Here is an 18628-nt window from a genome sequence, read left to right on the forward strand (position 1 = left end):
GAATACCGCAGTGCCGCAACGGCACGAGGCGAAATCGACCTCCGAGGGCTCTACGACACGCAAGGCGCGATCGGCTGCGCCCAGCAGATCCTCACCGTGCGCCCGCGCTGAATCAGCTCGGGTCCGATTCCAGGGTCCCGGTGCGGGGCTCGTTCTCCCGCGCGCGCTCGAACTTCCACAGTTGCGCGCGGTAGGCCGGGTCGGTGGGGGCGGCGGCCGGGCGCACCTCGGGCGGGGTGGTGTCGCCGAGATAGGTGACCACGTCCAGCGGTGTGCCGTCGAGGTCGGGCCATTGGATCAGGAAGACGTCCGCGCCGAATCCGTCGACGGCGACCACCTGCCATTCCGACATCCGGTCGGTCCAGTCGACCCGGCCCGCGCCGTTGTCGAGGTAGCCGTCGCTGCGCTGGTTGAACAGGTTGTAGAGGCGGCGCACGGGACGGACCCGGACGGTCTGGGCGGGGTCGTCGGCGTCGGTCTCCAAGGTCGCGGTCCGCGCGGCGGGCTCGACGGTGAGGACCCGGTCGAGGTCGTCGAGGGGTCGGATGGTGAACAAGCCCGGGCCCGGACCCGCGGGGGCCTGGGCGTGGGTGGGCGTGGCCACGCAGACACCGATCAGCAGGGCCGCGGCCACCATCGAGACCAACGGCCCGCGCCGCGCGCGCGACCGGAGGGGCGGTGAGGCGCGCCGGTCGGGAATCGCGGGCGTCGACGGCTGTACTCGCGGGGCACCAGCTCGCACGACCTGACCTTTCTCGAGTCGATGGGTGACATCGAGTCTTCGGCGGCGACGGCTGCGCGGATGGGTGCGAACTCACAATGCGCCCCGAACGGGCGACGCGACACGGCCGGACCCCGCCGACGCGCCGAGAAACTTCGACTACCAGCGGTTTTGCCATCCGGTTCGGTCGCCGGTCGGTTACTGTTCCGCCGCCGCCCGAATTTCCGAACAGCTAGCGCTTCACTCCCGGTCCCTCGGCGTGGAATACCCACGGGCACAGCGAAATCACGACCCGTGTGCGGACACGCGCTGTGAGAGACCCGATACACCTGCTTCGGTGACGGATTCGCGTTTCGGGGCAATGCTGGTCGACATGTCCGCCACCGATCTGTCGACCCTCGAAGTCCCCGACGACGCCGCACGATGCTGGTCCACGCTGCGTCCCGAGTGCTACATCTTCGACCATCGGGTCACGGTGAACGTCGCGTGGTGGCGGCAGACCTTCGCCGCGCGGGGACTGCCGAATCCGCTGGTGGGCGAGTCCATCAGCCGCGGCGACCTGTTCGCGCTCGGCGCGCGGGCCGTCGAGGACCCCGACGCCGCTTTGACCTTGCTGTGGAACGCGGTGGCCTGGGGCAGCGGCCCTTCGGTGCGCAATGTGCGGACCCGCTTGGCCGCGGTGTGCGCCGATCCCCCGCATGCCGCCCGGGTCCTGTGCGACGCCGCGCGCCGGAGTCGCACCGACCCGGCCGGCGCCTACGGCCTGTTGCGTCCGGAGGATCGGCGCAACGCGATCAGGTCGCTGGGGCCGGCGTTCTTCACCAAATTCCTGTACTTCGCGGGCGCGGGGACGCCCGAGCATCCCTGCTGCATCCTCGACGCGCGCGTGGCCGCGACGTTGCGCGGGATGGGCTGGCGGTCGCTGCCGCGCACGAGTCCCTGGTCGGCAAGCGCTTACCAGCGCTACAACGACCTGCTGGGCCGCTGGCGTCTGGCGGCCGGGATCGAGCGCGCGGATGTCATCGAGCGCTGGCTGTTCGAGCGGGGCGGCGGCTGATCGTACTGGAGAGTCCCGACTCGAGGACCGGGTCCAAGCGTGCCGGACAGCCGAATCCGGTTCTCGCACATCGGCCCGGCGAGCGCCCCCGCTCATTTGGCGATCGATCCTCGGGTCGGCCGACGATCCCGGCGTTCGCCCGAATCCGTGCCGTCGAACGGAATTCGATGGGCGCACGAATCGGAATCCATGAATTCCGTTGACCGCACAGCACGATTCGACCGAAGATCGTTTATCGTGTCCGCACGGAAGTCCCTCGACGGAACTTGGCCGGGCGCGCGCCATTCACCTTTCCGCCGTTTCGATCGAGCGAATAGATGCGCGCCGGAGAAAATCGCCACGCAGACTTCCCGAAGACATGCCGTGCCGAATGCTGCGCTTCGTGGACAACCGTGGCAAACTTGTCGCGATCTCCAGTGACGCCAGTGAAGAACCGGGCGATCCGCGTACCGCCGCTCGCCCACCACGACGTACACATCCGATCCTCCCGTCGCAGATCGTGAGGTTTGCCTTGCCCAACCGGCGACGCCCGCCGTGTCGCTCCCGCACCACGGCACCGTAGGTCGCCCGACTCCACGACATCGCGCCACACGCCAGGTCCGTCCCGCGGCACACCGAGAGCTATTTTCTGGCTACTCACAGGTAGCTAGGTGTGTCTCCGCTGGTCCACGGCTTTTCGACGGAATACGGACACCACGACACGCCGGTCTCCACGCCCTCGGAAACACCCGCGACCACTCCCGCGCCCGCACAACGACATTCGTGAGGAAATCCGACTCCACCCGATCCCGATTCGGTAACGGCGGACGCTGAGCCGCCCGTAATCGCCTGCCCGGAACGGCGCGTGTGAAATTCCGCGACCATCCGGCTGATTTGTGCGCTCATTTGGAGGTACGTTTCTCACGGCCCCCCTGGTCGCACTCCTGCGATCAGTCCGACCAAGCCCGATGGACGGCGGTGCAGGCCCGGTCTTCACCTCCGCCGAGGCGGCCACCACGTTCGGCGCCCAGCGCACCGAGTGCTGGGTGGATGTAACGGTTGGAAGGAAGGTCATGAGCGCAGGTTTGTCCACGTCGCTTCCCACCCATATCGCTTCCTCGGATCTGCTGTCCACCGACCACGTCGGTGAACGTTTCCGCATCGCGATGGTCGTGCCGCCGTACTTCGACGTCCCGCCCAAGGCCTACGGCGGCGTCGAAGCCGTCGTCGCCGACCTGGTCGACGCGCTGGTGGCCCGCGGCCACGACGTCACCCTCATCGGTGCGGGCGAACCCGGCACCACCGCCAAGTTCGTGCCCGTCTGGGACCGCGCGCTGCCCGAACGCCTGGGCGAGCCGTTCCCGGAAGTGGTGCACGCGTTGAAGGTCCGCCGCGCGATCGAACGGATCGCCGCGACCTCCGGGATCGACATCGTCCACGACCACACCTTCGCCGGGCCGCTCAACGCCCCCGCCTACGCCGCGCTCGGCCTGCCGACGGTGCTCACCGTGCACGGACCGGTCCAGGACGACTGCTACACCTACTATCGCGAACTGGGCGAGGAGATCTCGCTGGTCGCCATCAGCGACCGCCAGCGCGAACTGGCCCCCGACCTGAACTGGCACGGGCGCGTGCACAACTCGCTGCGCGTCGAGAGCTTCCCGTTCCAGGCCGACAAGGGCGACTACGCGCTGTTCCTCGGACGTTTCAACGAGGACAAGGCGCCGCATCTGGCCCTGGAAGCCGCCCACGCCGCTAGAATTCCTCTGGTATTGGCGGGCAAGTGCAGCGAAGCGCCGGAGAAGGTCTACTTCGAGGAGAAGGTGCGTCCGCTGCTCACCTCGGACGACTACGTGTTCGGGCTCGCCGATGCCACGGCCAAGCGCAAACTGCTGGCCAACGCCCGGTGCTTGTTGTTCCCGATCCGCTGGGAGGAACCGTTCGGCATGGTGATGATCGAATCGATGGTCTGCGGCACACCGGTGGTCGCCCTGCGCGGCGGCGCGGTGTCGGAAGTGGTCGTGGACGGCGTCACCGGACGCATCTGCGAGGACCCCGGCGAACTGCCCGCCGCGATCGAAGAGGTCCGCGCGATGGACCCGGCCGCCTGCCGGGCCCACGTGGAGGCCAACTTCGGCGCCAACAGCATGGGCCGCGGCTACGAGCAGGTGTATTCGCGGTTGCTGCGCGCGCGTCGACGCACGTTGGTCGCGCGCACCGACAAGACCGTGCCGATCCGGACCGTGGCCAGTGAGCCCGTATGAGTTCCGATTCCGGGACCACACCCGCCTCCGCCGCGCCGAGCCCGGCTCCCCTGAACTCGGGTGAGCCGACCGCGCTCGGCGGCTGCGGGGGGTCGGTCACCCTCGTCGACGGCGGCACGTTCTGTCTGTCCAACCGGCTCGGCGATGTCGAGCCGGGCCGGCCGCACGGCCTGTTCTTCCGCGACGCGCGGGTGCTGTCACGGTGGGAACTGCTCGTCGACGGCAAACCGGCCGAATCGCTGTCGGTGCTGAGTCCGGAAGCGTTCACGGCGCGCTTCGTGCTGCGGCGGCCGCCGCAGTCCGGGCACGCCGACAGCACCCTGCTGGTGTTGCGCGAACGGCTCATCGCCGACGGCATGCACGAACGGCTGACCTTGGAGAACATGGGCCGCGAACCCACGGCGGTCAGCCTGGAGCTGCACGTCGAGGCCGATTTCGTGGACCTGTTCGCGGTGAAGGAGGGACGCGCGGGCCACGTGCGGGCCGACATCACCGTCGCCGAGACCGAACTGCTGCTGCACGACCGGGTCGACCGCATGCGCGGCATCTCGATCTCGGCGACCATGGAGCCCTCGGTGCTGCCCGGATCGCTGTCGTGGCGGGTGGTGGTGCCGCCCGGCGGGCGCTGGCACACCGACATCGTCGCCCATCCCACCGTCGGCAACCAGCACGCCCAGGCGCAGGCCGAGAGCCAGCGCCGCAGCGCCCCGTGCCGCAAGATCGCGGCCTGGCGCGACACGGCCACCAAGATCAGCGCCTCCGACGCCACCCTCACCCAGGTGCTGCGCCGATCGGAAAGCGATCTGGGCGCGTTGCAGATCCACGACGAGAGCGGGGAGGGCCGCCCGTTCGTCGCCGCGGGCGCGCCCTGGTTCATGACCTTGTTCGGTCGCGACAGCCTGCTCACCGCCTGGATGACGTTGCCGCTCGAGGTCGACCTGGCCCTGGGCACCCTGCAGCAGTTGGCCGATCTGCAAGGCGAGGACACCAACCCGCTCACCGAGGAGCAGCCCGGGCGCATCATGCACGAGATGCGCCGCGGCCCGGCCAGCGGTCAGGTGCTCGGCGGTGACACCTATTACGGCACCGTCGACGCCACACCGCTGTTCGTCATGCTGCTGGCCGAAGCACACCGCTGGGGCGCCGATTCCGAGGCGATCGCCGATCTGCTGCCCGCCGCCGACGCCGCGATGTACTGGATCACCGAATGCGGCGACCGCGACGGCGACGGGTTCGTCGAATACCAGCGCGCCACCGACCGCGGCCTGGTCAACCAGGGGTGGAAGGACAGCTTCGACGGCATCAACTTCGCGGCCGGACATCTCGCCGAGGCGCCGATCGCGCTGTGCGAGGTGCAGGGTTACGCCTACGCGGCGTTCCTGGCCCGCGCCCGCCTCGCGGAATCCTTCGACGACCCGAAGACGGCGGCGCTGATGCGTGAGCGCGCCGCCGAGCTGAAGGTCAAGTTCGCCGAACAGTTCTGGCTGCCCGAACAGGGCTGGTTCGCGGTGGCCCTGGACGGTCGCAAACGGCCCGTGGACGCGTTGACCAGCAACGTCGCCCACTGCCTGTGGACGGGCATCGTCAGCGACGAGCACGCGGGCGAGCTGATCCAGCGCCTGGGCACCACCGCGATGGACACCGGGTTCGGCATGCGCACACTGTCCTCGGCGATGGGCGCCTACAACCCGATGAGCTACCACTGCGGGTCGGTGTGGCCGCACGACACCGCCATCGGCGTCGCCGGCCTGCTGCGCTACCGCCACATCCCCGGCGCGGTCGACCTGGCCACCCGGTTGGCGGGCGGACTACTCGACGCGGCGTCGGCATTCGGCGGACGGCTGCCGGAGCTGTTCTGCGGCTTCTCCCGCGACCAGTTCTCGGTGCCCGTGCCCTATCCGACCTCGTGTTCCCCGCAGGCGTGGGCCAGCGCCGCGCCGCTGCTGCTGGTCCGCTCGTTCCTGGGCCTTGACCCCGACGTGCCCGGCCGCACACTGACCGTGCGACCGGTGATCCCCCGCGGCTGGGGCCGCATCCGGCTCGGCGATCTGCGCCTGGGCGAGGTCACCATCGATCTGGAGGCCGAGGCCGGGCAGGTCACCACCGCGCGCGTCCCCGACGAATGGAATCTGGTCACCCGCTGAATTCGCGACACCGACTCTCGAGGAGTGCACCGATGCAGACCTCACGGGACACCAGCGATCTGTGGAGCGCGCGCCACCGCGACTGCCACGCCGACCCTCTCGATCTCGATCCGGACCTGGCCCGCTTCCTGTGCGCCACGCACGCGGGCCACGGACCGGAATGCCGCCAATACCTCGCCGCGGCCGCGTTCTGCTACGGCCACGCGAGCGTCGTCACCTGAGAGCTCAGTTCATCGTCCACACCGCGAAGGTGAGCGCCGCGGCGAACAGCGTCCAGGCCAGGTACGGGATCAGCAGCGCCGCGGCCACCCGGTTGTGGCGCAGGAACAGCGTGAAGGTCACCGCGATCGCGGCGATCAACGCCAGGATCTCGGCGAAGGCCGCCCCGCGCAGTTCCGCGCCGAAGAACAGCGGCGTCCACGCGGCGTTGAGCACCAGGGCCACCACGTGCCAGGCGATCGGCGTCCGCACCGCGCGCCACGGTTCACCGCGCCACACCAGCCACGCCGACACCGCGATCAGCAGGTACAGCACCGTCCACACCGGACCGAACAGCCACCCCGGCGGCGCCCAGGCGGGGGTGTCGAGGCGGTCGTACTGCTCACCGGAGGACATCGCGGCGAGATTGCCGATCGTCGCGACCACCAGCACGGCCAGCAGCGACACCACCAGACCACCCGCCTGCGCCCATGGCGAATACGGCGAGCCGTGCGCCCACCCGGAATTGCTTCGCGCGGTTCCGGTCGTCATCCGAATCATCCTCTCGGGGTCGGTGTGCGTTCGCCGGCGAGGTACCCGAGAACTCGATGCGCAAACGATGCGCCCGACACCCGGTTCTCCCGGTGTCCGCTCACCGCCGCGCGCACGGTAGAAAGTAAGGGTCGAGATGCCCATACGGGCGCTCCGGCCACCACTCGTCGACGAAAGAAAGCTGATTGATGGCGAACTCCGCAGCGCGCGCACAGATCGGGGTCACCGGCCTCGCGGTCATGGGCAGCAACATCGCCCGCAACTTCGCCAAACACGGATACACCGTCGCCCTGCACAACCGCAGCATCGCCAAGACCGACGCGCTGCTGGCCGAGCACGGCGGCGACGGCGATTTCGTCCGGACCGAGACCATCGAGGAATTCGTCGCCGCGCTCGAGAAGCCGCGCCGCGTCCTGATCATGGTCAAAGCCGGTGACGCGACCGACGCCGTCATCGAGGAACTGGCCGCGGTCATGGAAACCGGCGACATCATCATCGACGGCGGCAACGCCCTCTACACCGACACCATCCGCCGCGAAGCCGCCATGGCCGAACGCGGCCTCAACTTCGTCGGCGCGGGCATCTCCGGCGGTGAGGAAGGCGCGCTCAACGGCCCCTCGATCATGCCCGGCGGCCCGGCCGAATCCTACGAATCCCTGGGCCCGCTGCTGGAATCCATCGCCGCCCAGGTCGACGGCACCCCCTGCTGCACCCACATCGGCCCCGACGGGTCCGGCCACTTCGTCAAGATGGTGCACAACGGCATCGAATACGCCGACATGCAGCTCATCGGCGAGGCCTACCACCTGTTCCGCGACGCCCTCGGCTTCGACGCCAAACAGATCGCCGACGTATTCACCCAGTGGAACACCGGCGACCTGGAGAGCTACCTGGTCGAGATCACCGCCCAGGTCCTGGCCCAGGTCGACGCCAAGACCGGCAAGCCCCTGGTCGACGTCATCGTCGACGCCGCCGAACAGAAGGGCACCGGCCGCTGGACCGTCAAGGCCGCCCTGGACCTCGGCATCCCCGTCACCGGCATCGCCGAAGCCGTCTTCGCCCGCGCCCTGTCCGGTTCGCGCGCCCAGCGCGAAGCCGCCCGCGGCCTGGCCTCGGGCACGCTGGCCGACAAGCCCACCGACGTAGCCCAGTTCACCGAGGACATCCGCCAGGCCCTCTACGCCTCCAAGGTGGTCGCCTACGCCCAGGGCTTCGACCAGATCGCCGCGGGCAGCGCCGAATACGACTGGAACCTGCACCCCGGCGACCTGGCCACCATCTGGCGCGGCGGCTGCATCATCCGGGCCCGCTTCCTCAACCGCATCAAGGACGCCTACGCGGAGAACCCGCAACTGCCGAGTCTGATCCTGGCCCCCTACTTCCGCCAGGCCATCGAGACCGCCATCGACTCCTGGCGGCGCGTGGTCGCCACCGCCACCCTGCTCGGCATCCCGGTGCCCGCCTTCGCCTCGTCGCTGTCCTACTACGACGCGCTGCGCGCCGAACGCCTGCCCGCCGCGCTCACCCAGGGCCAGCGCGATTTCTTCGGCGCGCACACCTACGAGCGCGTCGACGCCGAGGGCAAGTTCCACACGCTGTGGAGCGGCGACCGCAGCGAGGTCGAAGCCGGCTGACCCACCGCCGGGCCCGGTCCCGCCGGGCCCGGCGTCTCAGCCCGCCGCGGTCTCCGCGCGCGCGGTCAACCAGCGCGCCAACCATTGCACCGCGGTCGTGCCGTCGGCATCGACGACATAGTTCGCGTAGCTCTGATGCGCGCCGGACACCACGAACGCGACCGCGCCCAACGCCTCCTCGATCAACCCCGCGACCGCCTCCGCGTCCGCACCCGCCAGCACGCTCTCGGCCACCCGGCGCAGTTCCGCGCCCGCGACGCCGCGCACATCGTCCAGCGCGACCGTCACCACACCGGCCACCCGGGCACCCACCGCGGCCACCCGTTCGGCCAGCGCCGCCGGCGGTACTCCCTCGCCGAGCGCGGTGCTCAACGTCGCCAGAGCCTCACGCAGCAGCGACAAGTGATCGCTGAGCGCGCGCGTGTCCACCCCCGCCGCCACCCGCACGACCTGCGCGGCCAGCGACACCGCGCCGCTGGCGTCCGGGACCAGTCCCAGGATCCGCGACACCTCGAACAAATTCTCGTTCGCGGTGCGCAGCAAGGGATTCACCGCCTCGAGGACCCGCGAGAGCACAGCGGTCATCTCCCGCGCCACCGCGCCGACGTCGACGCCGGGCCGGATCAGCGACCCGAGTCGGGTCAACTCCGCGCCGATCGCCGGAACCTCGTTGACGAACCGCATCCCGGCGCCCGCCACCGCCGCGAGCCGATCCACCAGCACCGAGGGCCAGGCAGCCGCCAGCACCCGCCACGCCTGCCGCAACCGGACTTCCGACGACGCGGTCAGCACCTCGAGCAGCGGCGCGGTCGCCACCGCCACGGCGCGGGTCGTCTCGGGCGCGAAGTCGTCGCGATCCAGCACGGCCAGCGCGGTGTCGAGATCCGAACGATCCACCGCGTCCAGGATCTCGCCCGCCAGCGCGTACTCCGATCCCGCGGGCGCGTCGTGCAGCACCGTCCGCACGGTCTGATCGCGATCGGCCCACCGCGCCGAATCACGCAGCGGACGCAACGTCGCCGCGATGCCACCCGCCAGCACCGCGACCCGGGTGTCGTCACCCGCCCCCGCCGCGACGGTCAGCTCATCGAGCGCCCCGGCCAGCGAAGCCAGGCGCACATCCGCGAAATCCGAGGCCAACAGCGCGTCCAGGGCCGCGCCCGCCGTCGGATCACCGGTCAGATCCTCGACGCCGCTGGGCCGCGACAGCAACTGCCCCAGCGCCGAGAGCAACGGATGGGTCGCGGTGTCCGTCGCGCAATACTTGTCGCCCGACGCGCAGATCTGCGTGGTCACCGGCCCGAGCGCGCAGAACCCGCCCGCGCGCGGACCCGCCAGACCCGGACCGGGCACCGGCGGACCGATCAGCGTCTCGTCGGCCCCGCCCTGCCGAGGGTCCGCGATCAATCCCACCGCCAGCACCCGCCGCGCGGCGACCGGCGCGTCCCGACACCCGATGGTCGCGGCGAGATCGCCCATGGCGTCCGCGCCTTGGCTGTAGCCGGCCAATAAGAACGACGCCGCCGGACACCGCGCGGCGATCTCGGCCACCGCCGCGCTCGCCGCCGCGACACCGGTCGCCTTGCTCCGCGCATACGGCATCCCGTCGAAGGCCACCGCCGCGTAACCGGGGAACCGCGCCTCGAAACGGTCGCCGAACCGCGTGCGCAAGGCTTGCGCCGCCGGAGCGAGCAGACCGACCGGAACCCGGGAATCCGCCTCGGCGTCGGTCTCCCAGGTCCCCGGCAGGAATACCCCGGCCACCTCCGGACAGTGCTCGCGGTGCACCGGTTCGCCGACGGCCACGCCGGGCGCGATTGTCACTATCGCGCAGAGCACCACGAAAATCGCCCGCCCCAGGCGCGCACCGCGTGAGATCCGCATCCCTCGACTCCCGTCCTCGGCTCGAACGCCCGATCCCATTGGATCAGCGTCCCCACCCGAGCGGGAGTGAAATGCTCAAATTTCACTGCGGAAGGCGCACCCGCGCACCGCAACTCACCGCGACCCCCCCGACACCACCTCCGGCGACCGACCACCGTGATCCCACGTGATCGCCTCCACCGCCCGCACCAACGCCACCGCCGCGCCGTCCTCCGCATACGGCGGCGCCTTCACCAGATACAACGCCACCTCCCGCTCGATCGCCGACTGCACCCGCCCATCGGCCACCCACCCCTCGTGCAACCCGAACGCCGTACGCACCCCCGTCGCCACCAACACCACCGCACCCAACAACGCCACCACCAACGTCGGCAGATCCGTGACCGCCACCACCGGAATCGCCGCCGCCCCCGCCACCGTCGCCAACTCCGTCAACGCGTACGCGCGCCGATGCCGCCGCGAAGTCCGCCGATAGGACTCCCACTTCGCCGTCACCGGCACCGGCAACTCCTCGCCGTCGCGACGAGCCGTGCGCATCCAATGCCCCGAACCCCAAGGGGCGCGAATCCTCATGCCCACCATCATGGGCGATCCGCGCCCACCTGCCCACCGCTACGAATCGGCCACCGCGGGCGGCTCATCCACCGCCACCGCCGGAACCTCCCCCGACACCGCCGCCACCTCCACCAACGCCAACTGCCCCGAACACCCCTGACTCAACGACGACGCCGGCCTGTCCGCGGTCAACACATTCGGATTCCCGTGCCGACACGACGACGGATCCGCCGGATCCGGGTCGTACCAACTGCCCGTCGACAACTGCGCCACCCCCGGTCGCACCGCGTCGTCCACCACCAACCCCGCCAGGCACGACCCCCGATCGTTGAACACCCGCACCACCGACCCCGGGCGCAGCCCCCGCGCCGCCGCCTCCGACGGATGCAACCGCACCGGTTCGCGCCCCGCCACCTTCGACGACCGACTGAAATCCCCCACATCCAACTGACTGTGCAACCGCGCCCGCGGCTGATTCGCCACCAACTGCAACGGAAACCGCCGCGCCGCCGCCGCCGCACCCAACCACTCCGCGGGCTCCGACCACACCGGATGCCCGGGACAATCCGCGTACCCGAACGAGGCGATCGTCTCGGAGAAGATCTCGATCCGCCCACTCGGCGTCGACAACGGCGAACCCACCGGATCGGCCCGGAACTCCGCGCACAACACCTGCTCCGGATCCGGCACCGCCAACTCCAAAGACCCGGCGCGCCAGAACTCCTCGAAATCCGGCATGTCCGCCGACCGCCACCCCTCGTACAGATGCCGCACCCACTGCCCCGCGTCGCGCCCCTCGGTGAACGCCTCCCCGACCCCCAACCGACTCGCCAACTCCGCGAAGATCGCGAAATCGTCGCGCGCCGCGCCGTGCGGTCGCGTCAGCGCGGGCATCGCGAACAGCATCCGATCCCACTGCCCCGCACCGAGATCGTCGCGCTCCACACTCATCGTCGACGGCAACACGATATCGGCGTGCCGTGCCGTCGACGTCCAGAACGGATCGTGCACCACCACCGTCTCCGGCCGCTCGAACGCCGCCCGCAACCGCGTCAGATCCTGATGGTGGTGGAACGGATTGCCGCCGCACCAATACACCAACCGGACATCCGGATAGGTCAGACGGCGACCGTTGTAGTCGAACCGGTCCCCCGGATTCAGCAGCATGTCCGCGATCCGGGCCACCGGGATGAACCGGTCGATCCCGTTGCAGCCCTGCGGAAGCCGCGGCAGCGCCCGACGCGGATCGGGATCGCCGACCGCCGTCGTCGCCCCGTACCCGTGACCGAAACCGCCACCCGGCAGACCGATCTGGCCCAGCATCGCCGCCACCACCACACCCGCCCACAACGGCTGCTCACCGTGTTGCGCGCGCTGCAACGACCAACTCACGGTCAGCAACGTCCGGTGCGCGGCCATCTCACGCGCCAACCCGCGGACCCGCTCCGCCGCCACCCCGGTGATCGACTCCGCCCACTCCGCGGTCTTCGGCGTCCCGTCCGACTCGCCCCGCACGTAACGCAGAAAACGCTCGTAGCCGACCGTGTACCGGTCGAGAAACGCGCGATCCGCCAGCCCTTCGGCGTCCAAGGTGTGCGCCAGCGCCAACAGCAACGCGACATCCGTTCCGGGACGCGGCGCGATCCACTCCGCCGCCGCCTCCTCGGGGATATCGTCGCGCAACGGACTGATCGAGACGAACCGGCACCCGCGCGCCCGCGCCGCCCGCACCCACGACCGCGTGTCGTGCCGCGACGCACCGCCCACCCCGACCACCGAATTCTTCGGCGAGATCCCCCCGAAGGCCACCACCAGACCGGTGTGCCGGGCGATCACCGACTTCGCCGTCGAAGACCGCTCCAACCAGTCCATACTCCCGATCACGTGCGGCAACAGCACCTCCGCCGCGCCGAGACTGTAACTGTGCACGCTGCGCACATAACCGCCCAGACAGTTCAGGAAACGGTGCACCTGCGACTGCGCGTGATGGAACCGCCCCGCGCTCGCCCACCCGTAGGACCCGCCGAACACCCCCGCCGGACCGTACTCCCCGTAGACCCGACCCAGCTCACCCGCCAACAAGTCCAGGGCCCGTTCCCAGGACACCGCGACGAACTCCTCCGACCCGCGCCCCCGCCCACCCGGCCCGCGCTCCAACCAGCCCCTGCGCACATACGGCCGATCGACACGCGTGCGATGGTGCTGGGCCGACGCGACGTTCTCGATCAGGCGCGTCGGCTCCGGATCGCCCGGCCACGGCCGCACCGCCGTCAGCCGATATCCGTCGCTGTCGGCCTCGAACGCACCCCAGTGCGTCAGATGCGTCCTCACCCCCCCACCGTAGCGACCGGCCCGAGCACCGCCGCCGGCCGATTCCGGTCATAGCCATCCTGTACATGTCACACCCGGAAAGAGCCGTTGTCCGCGCGAGCGCGGAGTACCCTCACCGGAACGGCCCGCGCGCTGCGCCCGGGCCGACCGGAGTCACCGCGGCACTGGACCGGAGGACGACCGCCGATGAGCAGCAGTCTCGAGACCGAATACCTCGATCCCACCCCCTTGCGCGTCCGGATCGACACCCACGAGCACTTCTCCGAGCGAGCCCACAGCCCCACCGACGACGTCCTCGGCGCGCTGGACCTGTCCGGCGCCGAATACCTCGCCGACATCGGCTGCGGCGACGCCCGCTTCCTGGCCGCACTCCGCGCCGCGGGCCACCACGGCCCGTTGGTGGGCATCGACACCTCCCCCGCCATGGTCGCCGCCGCCGACACCCTGCCCGGCGTGCGCGGCGTCCTGGCCGACGCCGAACGGATGCCGTTCGACGACAACACCTTCGACGCCCTCACCGCCCGCCACATGCTCGGCCACGTCCCCGACCCGCGCGGCGCGCTCGACGAATTCCGGCGCACCACCAAACCCGGCGGCACCGTGGCCGTCGTCGTCAACCATCCCGTCACCTGCCCGCTCATCACCGAACTCGTCACCGCCCACGCCGACAGCTACGGCATCGACCAGGACACCACCTTCCGCGCCACCGTCGACTCCGCCACCCTCCCGCCCCTGATGGCCGAAGTGTTCGGCGCGGTCGCGGTGCACCGCTCCGACAACGCCCTCGTCTTCGACAGCGCCGAACCGCTCGTCCGCTTCGCCGAATCGCGCTTCTCCTTCCACGGCATCGCACCCGACCACCCCGATCGCGGCGCGATCCTCAAGGATCTGCGCGCGGATGTCGGTGAGTGGTTCGCCGCCGAGCCCGGGCGGGTGTGGCGGGATCCCAAGGGGTACGTGGTCGTTGCGGCTCGCGTCGCCGGAGTCTGACCGGTCTCCTTTGCTGGTTCCGTAGAAGATGAGCTCGCTTTGTGTCGGGGTTCCGGTAGTAAGGGCGCAGAAAACAACGAAGTTCGTGTAGCTGCTGGTCAGCATCGTCGTTCGACTCCGGGGCCGAGGAGGCTGGTGAGGTCGCGCATGGCCTGTGGCGATGGTTTGAAGTAGCGACGCAGGTTCTCGGGTTTGCGGTGGCGGGATTTGGCCATGAGTTCGAGCACGTCGGCCCCGGATTCGCCCAGGTGTGTGAGGCCGGAATGCCTGAGTTCGTGCAGGTCCCAACCGGTTCCGGTCCCGGTGGTCGCAGTGGCGGCGTCGAGCAGGTCGCGTGCTTGGTCGTAGGACAGCCGCGCCAGCCCGGTGTCGGGGCAGATGTCGCGGTCGGCGAGGTACTTGCCGGGTCCGGGGCGGCGGTGTGTGACGAACAGCGGGCCGGAGGTCCGGTCCTTGATCAGCCTGGGCAGTAGTCGGGCGGTGCCGGCGTCCCAGTACACGGTTTCGAGGACGTGTTCGTGGTGTGTGGCGCCTTTGGATTTCACCGGGCAGCTGCGCCCGGCCAGGTCCAGGTCTTCGATGTTGACTTGGAGCAGTTCGTCTGCGCGGGCGCAGGTTTCGTACAGCATCCGCCACAGGGTCTTCTCCCGGATGTGGAGGTCGCGGCGGGCGATGAGTCGGTCGATCGCGGTGCGTGAGCGGACTGGGGTGTCGGAGTCGGGCGGGGTCGCTCGGCGCGCCGTGGGGGGAATGGCCGGTGCGTCCCAGCCTTGTTCGCGGCACCAGCTCAGCCATTTGGCCACTGCGGCGCGGCGCGCGTTCCAGGTGTTGACTGCCGCGCTGCCCCACAGGGATTCGAGGACCGCGCCGATCTCGTCGTCGGTCACCGAAGCCAGGGGACGGCACGGTGTGCGCACCTCGTCCGGGGCGCGGCCGTCGAGCTGGTCGACGGTCTTCACGACCGCGATGCCGTAGGCGCGGCGGGTGTTTCGTGAGCGGATGGTGTCGAGGAACGCCTCGGCCGCGGTCCGTAGGGTCCGGGGCCCGGGCGTGTGGATCCGGTGCACCGTCGCGGTCATGTGTTCCCGCCTTCCCTTGGCTTGCCCCGGATAACGGGGCCGCTTCGCGCAGCGCCGCGACGGGGTCGCCGCAGGCCGGTTCCGACAATACCCCCGGATAACAGGCCGTTATCCGGGGGTAGGTGTCGGTTCGGGTCAGCTGCAGCAGTTGGGGTCTAGCACCAGGCACAGCGCGGCCAGGGCGTCGCGGCGGGCGCGGCGGACGAGGTTCATGCCGCGCCGCTCGGACTCGACCAGACCGGCCTTGCGCAGCTGCGTGAGGTGGTGGCTGACTGTGGATTCCGACAGTCCGACGGCGGCGGCCAGCTCGCCGCCGTTGTTCTCGGCGGCCGGGCTGCTCAGCAGCAGTGACATCAGCTTCACCCGCACCGGGTCGGCGAGGGCTTTGAGCCGTAGTGCGACCTCGAGGGCGGCGGCGTCGTCGACCGGGCCAGCTGCTACCGGCGCGCAGCACACCGGCGCGGACATGTCGATCACGGGCAAAGCCTTGGGCATGGGGCCACACTACCTACAGTATTGACATATGTCGAAAAGGTGGCAGACTCGGGGTCGCCCAGCTTCTTCGACATATGTCACACAACTGGAGGTTCTCATGTCCCGCGTGCAGCTCGCCCTCAATGTCGACGACCTCGAGCAGGCGATCGCGTTCTACTCGACCCTGTTCAACACCGAGCCGGCCAAGCGCAAGCCCGGCTACGCCAACTTCACCATCGCCGAGCCGCCGCTGAAGCTGGTCCTGCTCGAAAACACCGGCCGGGGCGGCACGATCAACCACCTCGGTGTCGAGGTCGAAACCTCCGAGCAGGTCCACGACGAGATCGCCCGCCTGTCGGAGGCGGGCCTGTTCACCGAGGAGCAGATCGCGACCACGTGTTGTTTCGCCACCCAGGACAAGGTGTGGGTCACCGGCCCGAACGCCGAGAAGTGGGAGGTGTACACCGTGCTCGCCGACACCGAGAACTTCGGCACCGCACCGGAATTCGCCACCGGCGACGCCGAAGCGGTGCAGGCGTGCTGCGGCACCGGCAGCGCGGCAGACGTTGAAGATACCGCTGGCGACTCGCCCGCGTGCTGCACCGGTGAGGCGAAGCAGAAGGCAGTCGCTGCCGGAGCAGACTGCTGCAGCTGATCCTGTCAGTCGTGTTCGGCGCGGTCGTGTGCGGCCGCGTCCGGCTGGTTCTGCTCCCCCGGTCGGCGCGGCGTAGATCAGTGCGGAAAGCTTCGCCGCCCGGTCCTGGTGGTCGGCGGGGAAGTGTGGGTGAGTGCGGTGAGTGCGGGGATGCCGATGGGTTCTTCGGCGAGTGCGGGGATGACCGCGTAGCGGTCGGTGTGGGTGGTGACCCGGTGGATCTGGTCGAGTTCGGCGGCGGCACGGCGGCGCAGGAGCGGGTCGGTGGGTGCGGCGGCGGCGAGGCTGTTGTCGATGATCCACGCCCACGGGTGGATGCCGGCGCGTTCTAGGTCGCTTTGCAGCTCGGCCGCCTCGAGGACGGGGGTGGTCTCGGGCAGGGTGACCAGCAGGACTTTGGTGGCCTTGGGGTCCTGCAATCGCATCAGCGGGGTAGTGAATCGGGTGCCGGGCGCCATCTGGCGCACGATGTCGCGGTGGTAGGAGCCGGTGGCGTCGAGCAGCAGCAGGGTGTGGCCGGTGGGTGCGGTGTCGATGACGACGAACCGGCGCCGGGATTCGGCGATGACGTGTGAGAACGCCTGGAAGACCGCGACCTCGTCGGTGCACGGGGAGCGCAGGTCTTCGGCGAGCGCGGCACGACCGCCGTCATCGAGGCCGGCGCCTTTGCCGACCATGACACGGGCACGGTAGTCGGCGACGGCCCGGGCGGGGTCGATGCGTGAGACCTGCAGGTGCTCCAGGCTGCCGGCGATGGTTTGGGTGAGGTCACCGGCGGGGTCGGTGGTCGACAGGTGCACGTCATGCCCACGCTCGGCCAGCGCCACCGCGACCGCGGCGGCCACGGTGGTCTTGCCGACCCCGCCCTTGCCCATGCACATGATCAGGCACGGCCCATCGGCTTCGACCTGGGCGATGAGCCCGGCCAACGGCGCATCGGCCACCGCCGCCACCATCGGCTGGACTGTCATCGCGGCGGTGGCGGGTGGGGTGGGATCGAACAGGGTCGCCAAGGCGTCGACACCGACGATGTTGGTGGCCTTGAGTTCGACCAGATCCCGCGGCAACTCACCGACGCTCGCGGGCATGGCCTCGACCGCGGCGCGCTCGCGCCGGCGCGTCGCGGCCACCAGCGGGTCGCTGGAATCGACGGTGTCGGGCAGCACACCGTTGATCACCACGTACTGATCGGCCAGCCCGACGGTGGCCAGTTCGCTACGGGTTCGGGCGATCTCGGCCAAGGTCGAGCGTGACGGACGTGCTACCAGCACCAGGCGGGTGCGGTGCGGGTCGGCCAGCGCGGCGACCGCGGCTGCGTAGACGGCCTTCTGTTTGTCCAGCCCTGAGAGCGGGCCCAGGCAACTCGCGTCGCCGCCGCCGGTGAGGAATTCACTCCAACTGCCCGGCAACTGCAACAGCCGGATGGTGTGTCCGGTGGGTGCGGTGTCGAACAGCACGTGATCGTAGCCGCTGGTCTCGTCGGTGAGCAGGGCGGTGAACTCGTTGAACGAGGCCACCTCGGTCGTGCACGACCCCGACAACTGCTCGGTCATCGACGCGATGTCGGCCTGCGGCAGCACATCGCGCATCGGCGCGAGGATCCGCTCCCGGTAGGCGGCCACGGCCTGCTCCGGATCGATCTCGAGCGCCCACAACCCCGCCACATCGGTGATCGCGGTCACCGTGTTGCCGACCGTGACGCCGAATACCTGCCCCACGTTCGACGCCGGATCGGTCGACACCAGCAGCACCCGCCGCCCTTCGCGCGCCAACGCCACCGCCGCAGCGCACGCGATCGAGGTCTTGCCCACTCCGCCCTTGCCGGTGAAGAACACGAACCGCGGCACACCGGCCAGAAACTTCATCTCACCCACCGTGCCCGACACCTCCACGCAGCCGACGCCCATTGACATGAACCTGTGTGTCTCATTCGATCGGACTCCCGCCGGGCGCGGCAGGGCCGAACGTCCCTCGTCCGGGTCGGCCGTCGCCCCTCACTTCGATATCTGCCGATATCGCCGCTCGTCGATACAGCCTGATCGGCGGATCGAGACCACCGCGGCCGAGTTGTGTGGACCGTCACCGGACGTTCACTTGCGTACTGATTCGAT

At 69.8% G+C, this 18628-nt stretch carries 15 protein-coding genes; 7 read left to right on the forward strand and 8 right to left on the reverse strand.

From position 1 onward, the window contains the following. Window positions 1–112: 112 nt before the first annotated feature. On the reverse strand, window positions 113–742 hold the full coding sequence (locus tag ON30_RS32465; RefSeq protein ID WP_157184026.1) for a hypothetical protein: 630 nt from the start codon (window positions 740–742) through the stop codon (window positions 113–115). 316 nt (window positions 743–1058) lie between these two features. Between ON30_RS32465 and ON30_RS32470 the strand changes: the two genes are divergently transcribed. The 4 genes from ON30_RS32470 (at window position 1059) to ON30_RS32485 (ending at window position 6386) form a co-directional block, all read left to right on the forward strand. Further along, the gene (locus tag ON30_RS32470) at window positions 1059–1778 is read left to right on the forward strand and encodes an 8-oxoguanine DNA glycosylase OGG fold protein (protein ID WP_245554316.1); all 720 of its coding nucleotides are present in this window, start codon (window positions 1059–1061) and stop codon (window positions 1776–1778) included. 1052 nt (window positions 1779–2830) lie between these two features. Next, a complete protein-coding gene (locus ON30_RS32475) occupies window positions 2831–4021 on the forward strand; it encodes a glycosyltransferase family 4 protein (RefSeq protein ID WP_051030313.1) in 1191 nt (396 codons plus the stop codon). Further along, the gene (locus tag ON30_RS32480; RefSeq protein WP_051030306.1) at window positions 4018–6165 is read left to right on the forward strand and encodes an amylo-alpha-1,6-glucosidase; all 2148 of its coding nucleotides are present in this window, start codon (window positions 4018–4020) and stop codon (window positions 6163–6165) included. The genes ON30_RS32475 and ON30_RS32480 overlap by 4 nt, the downstream gene beginning before the upstream one ends. Window positions 6166–6197: 32 nt before the next feature. Then, the gene (locus ON30_RS32485; RefSeq protein WP_040713884.1) at window positions 6198–6386 is read left to right on the forward strand and encodes a hypothetical protein; all 189 of its coding nucleotides are present in this window, start codon (window positions 6198–6200) and stop codon (window positions 6384–6386) included. 4 nt (window positions 6387–6390) lie between these two features. On the opposite strand, the gene ON30_RS32490 is transcribed toward ON30_RS32485, so the two are convergent. Then, window positions 6391–6915 carry a TspO/MBR family protein gene (locus ON30_RS32490; RefSeq protein WP_040713886.1) on the reverse strand — a complete coding sequence of 175 codons (525 nt, stop codon included), beginning with the start codon at window positions 6913–6915 and terminating at the stop codon, window positions 6391–6393. Window positions 6916–7103: 188 nt separating this feature from the next. On the opposite strand from ON30_RS32490, the gene gnd reads away from it, so the two are divergent. Beyond that, a complete protein-coding gene (gene gnd, locus ON30_RS32495) occupies window positions 7104–8549 on the forward strand; it encodes an NADP-dependent phosphogluconate dehydrogenase (protein WP_040713888.1) in 1446 nt (481 codons plus the stop codon). A 36-nt stretch (window positions 8550–8585) separates the two neighbouring features. Here the strand turns inward: gnd and ON30_RS32500 are convergent, their stop codons facing one another. The 3 genes from ON30_RS32500 to ON30_RS32510 all read right to left on the reverse strand — a co-directional run bounded on the left by ON30_RS32500 (window position 8586) and on the right by ON30_RS32510 (window position 13319). Further along, entirely contained in the window at window positions 8586–10433 is a 1848-nt protein-coding gene (locus ON30_RS32500; protein WP_040713890.1) for a cutinase family protein, read from the reverse strand. A 114-nt stretch (window positions 10434–10547) separates the two neighbouring features. Next, window positions 10548–11006 (reverse strand): DUF4231 domain-containing protein, encoded by a 459-nt coding sequence (locus tag ON30_RS32505; protein ID WP_157184027.1) that lies wholly within the window; start codon window positions 11004–11006, stop codon window positions 10548–10550. A 39-nt stretch (window positions 11007–11045) separates the two neighbouring features. Then, a complete protein-coding gene (locus ON30_RS32510) occupies window positions 11046–13319 on the reverse strand; it encodes a molybdopterin-dependent oxidoreductase (protein WP_040713893.1) in 2274 nt (757 codons plus the stop codon). Window positions 13320–13505: 186 nt separating this feature from the next. Here ON30_RS32510 and ON30_RS32515 point away from each other — a divergent pair, with 186 nt between their 5' ends. Continuing rightward, window positions 13506–14309 (forward strand): class I SAM-dependent methyltransferase, encoded by an 804-nt coding sequence (locus ON30_RS32515; RefSeq protein ID WP_040713895.1) that lies wholly within the window; start codon window positions 13506–13508, stop codon window positions 14307–14309. 98 nt (window positions 14310–14407) lie between these two features. Here the strand turns inward: ON30_RS32515 and ON30_RS32520 are convergent, their stop codons facing one another. Both ON30_RS32520 and ON30_RS32525 read right to left on the reverse strand, forming a co-directional pair. Beyond that, entirely contained in the window at window positions 14408–15388 is a 981-nt protein-coding gene (locus ON30_RS32520; RefSeq protein ID WP_051030308.1) for a tyrosine-type recombinase/integrase, read from the reverse strand. 135 nt (window positions 15389–15523) lie between these two features. Next, window positions 15524–15883, reverse strand: a complete 360-nt coding sequence (locus tag ON30_RS32525) for an Rv2640c family ArsR-like transcriptional regulator (protein ID WP_040713898.1) — start codon at window positions 15881–15883, stop codon at window positions 15524–15526. Window positions 15884–15980: 97 nt separating this feature from the next. On the opposite strand from ON30_RS32525, the gene ON30_RS32530 reads away from it, so the two are divergent. Next, the gene (locus ON30_RS32530; protein WP_040713901.1) at window positions 15981–16517 is read left to right on the forward strand and encodes an ArsI/CadI family heavy metal resistance metalloenzyme; all 537 of its coding nucleotides are present in this window, start codon (window positions 15981–15983) and stop codon (window positions 16515–16517) included. A 77-nt stretch (window positions 16518–16594) separates the two neighbouring features. Here ON30_RS32530 and arsA read toward each other — a convergent pair whose 3' ends face one another. Then, window positions 16595–18382, reverse strand: coding sequence for an arsenical pump-driving ATPase (gene arsA, locus ON30_RS32535; protein ID WP_051030315.1), 1788 nt, complete (start codon window positions 18380–18382; stop codon window positions 16595–16597). Window positions 18383–18628 lie beyond the last annotated feature (246 nt).

It is taken from the genome of Nocardia takedensis NBRC 100417 (assembly GCF_000308695.1).
Taxonomy (GTDB): Bacteria; Actinomycetota; Actinomycetes; order Mycobacteriales; family Mycobacteriaceae; genus Nocardia; species Nocardia takedensis.

Bases quoted from the DNA above. Each gene is read 5' to 3' on its own strand.
- ON30_RS32475 (WP_051030313.1), top strand. From the start codon at position 2,831: ATGAGCGCAGGTTTGTCCACGTCGCTTCCCACCCATATCGCTTCCTCG.
- ON30_RS32480 (WP_051030306.1), top strand. From the start codon at position 4,018: ATGAGTTCCGATTCCGGGACCACACCCGCCTCCGCCGCGCCGAGCCCG.
- ON30_RS32485 (WP_040713884.1), top strand. From the start codon at position 6,198: ATGCAGACCTCACGGGACACCAGCGATCTGTGGAGCGCGCGCCACCGC.
- ON30_RS32490 (WP_040713886.1), bottom strand. From the start codon at position 6,915: ATGACGACCGGAACCGCGCGAAGCAATTCCGGGTGGGCGCACGGCTCG.
- gnd (WP_040713888.1), top strand. From the start codon at position 7,104: ATGGCGAACTCCGCAGCGCGCGCACAGATCGGGGTCACCGGCCTCGCG.
- ON30_RS32500 (WP_040713890.1), bottom strand. From the start codon at position 10,433: ATGCGGATCTCACGCGGTGCGCGCCTGGGGCGGGCGATTTTCGTGGTG.
- ON30_RS32505 (WP_157184027.1), bottom strand. From the start codon at position 11,006: ATGAGGATTCGCGCCCCTTGGGGTTCGGGGCATTGGATGCGCACGGCT.
- ON30_RS32515 (WP_040713895.1), top strand. From the start codon at position 13,506: ATGAGCAGCAGTCTCGAGACCGAATACCTCGATCCCACCCCCTTGCGC.
- ON30_RS32520 (WP_051030308.1), bottom strand. From the start codon at position 15,388: ATGACCGCGACGGTGCACCGGATCCACACGCCCGGGCCCCGGACCCTA.
- ON30_RS32525 (WP_040713898.1), bottom strand. From the start codon at position 15,883: ATGCCCAAGGCTTTGCCCGTGATCGACATGTCCGCGCCGGTGTGCTGC.
- ON30_RS32530 (WP_040713901.1), top strand. From the start codon at position 15,981: ATGTCCCGCGTGCAGCTCGCCCTCAATGTCGACGACCTCGAGCAGGCG.
- arsA (WP_051030315.1), bottom strand. From the start codon at position 18,382: ATGAAGTTTCTGGCCGGTGTGCCGCGGTTCGTGTTCTTCACCGGCAAG.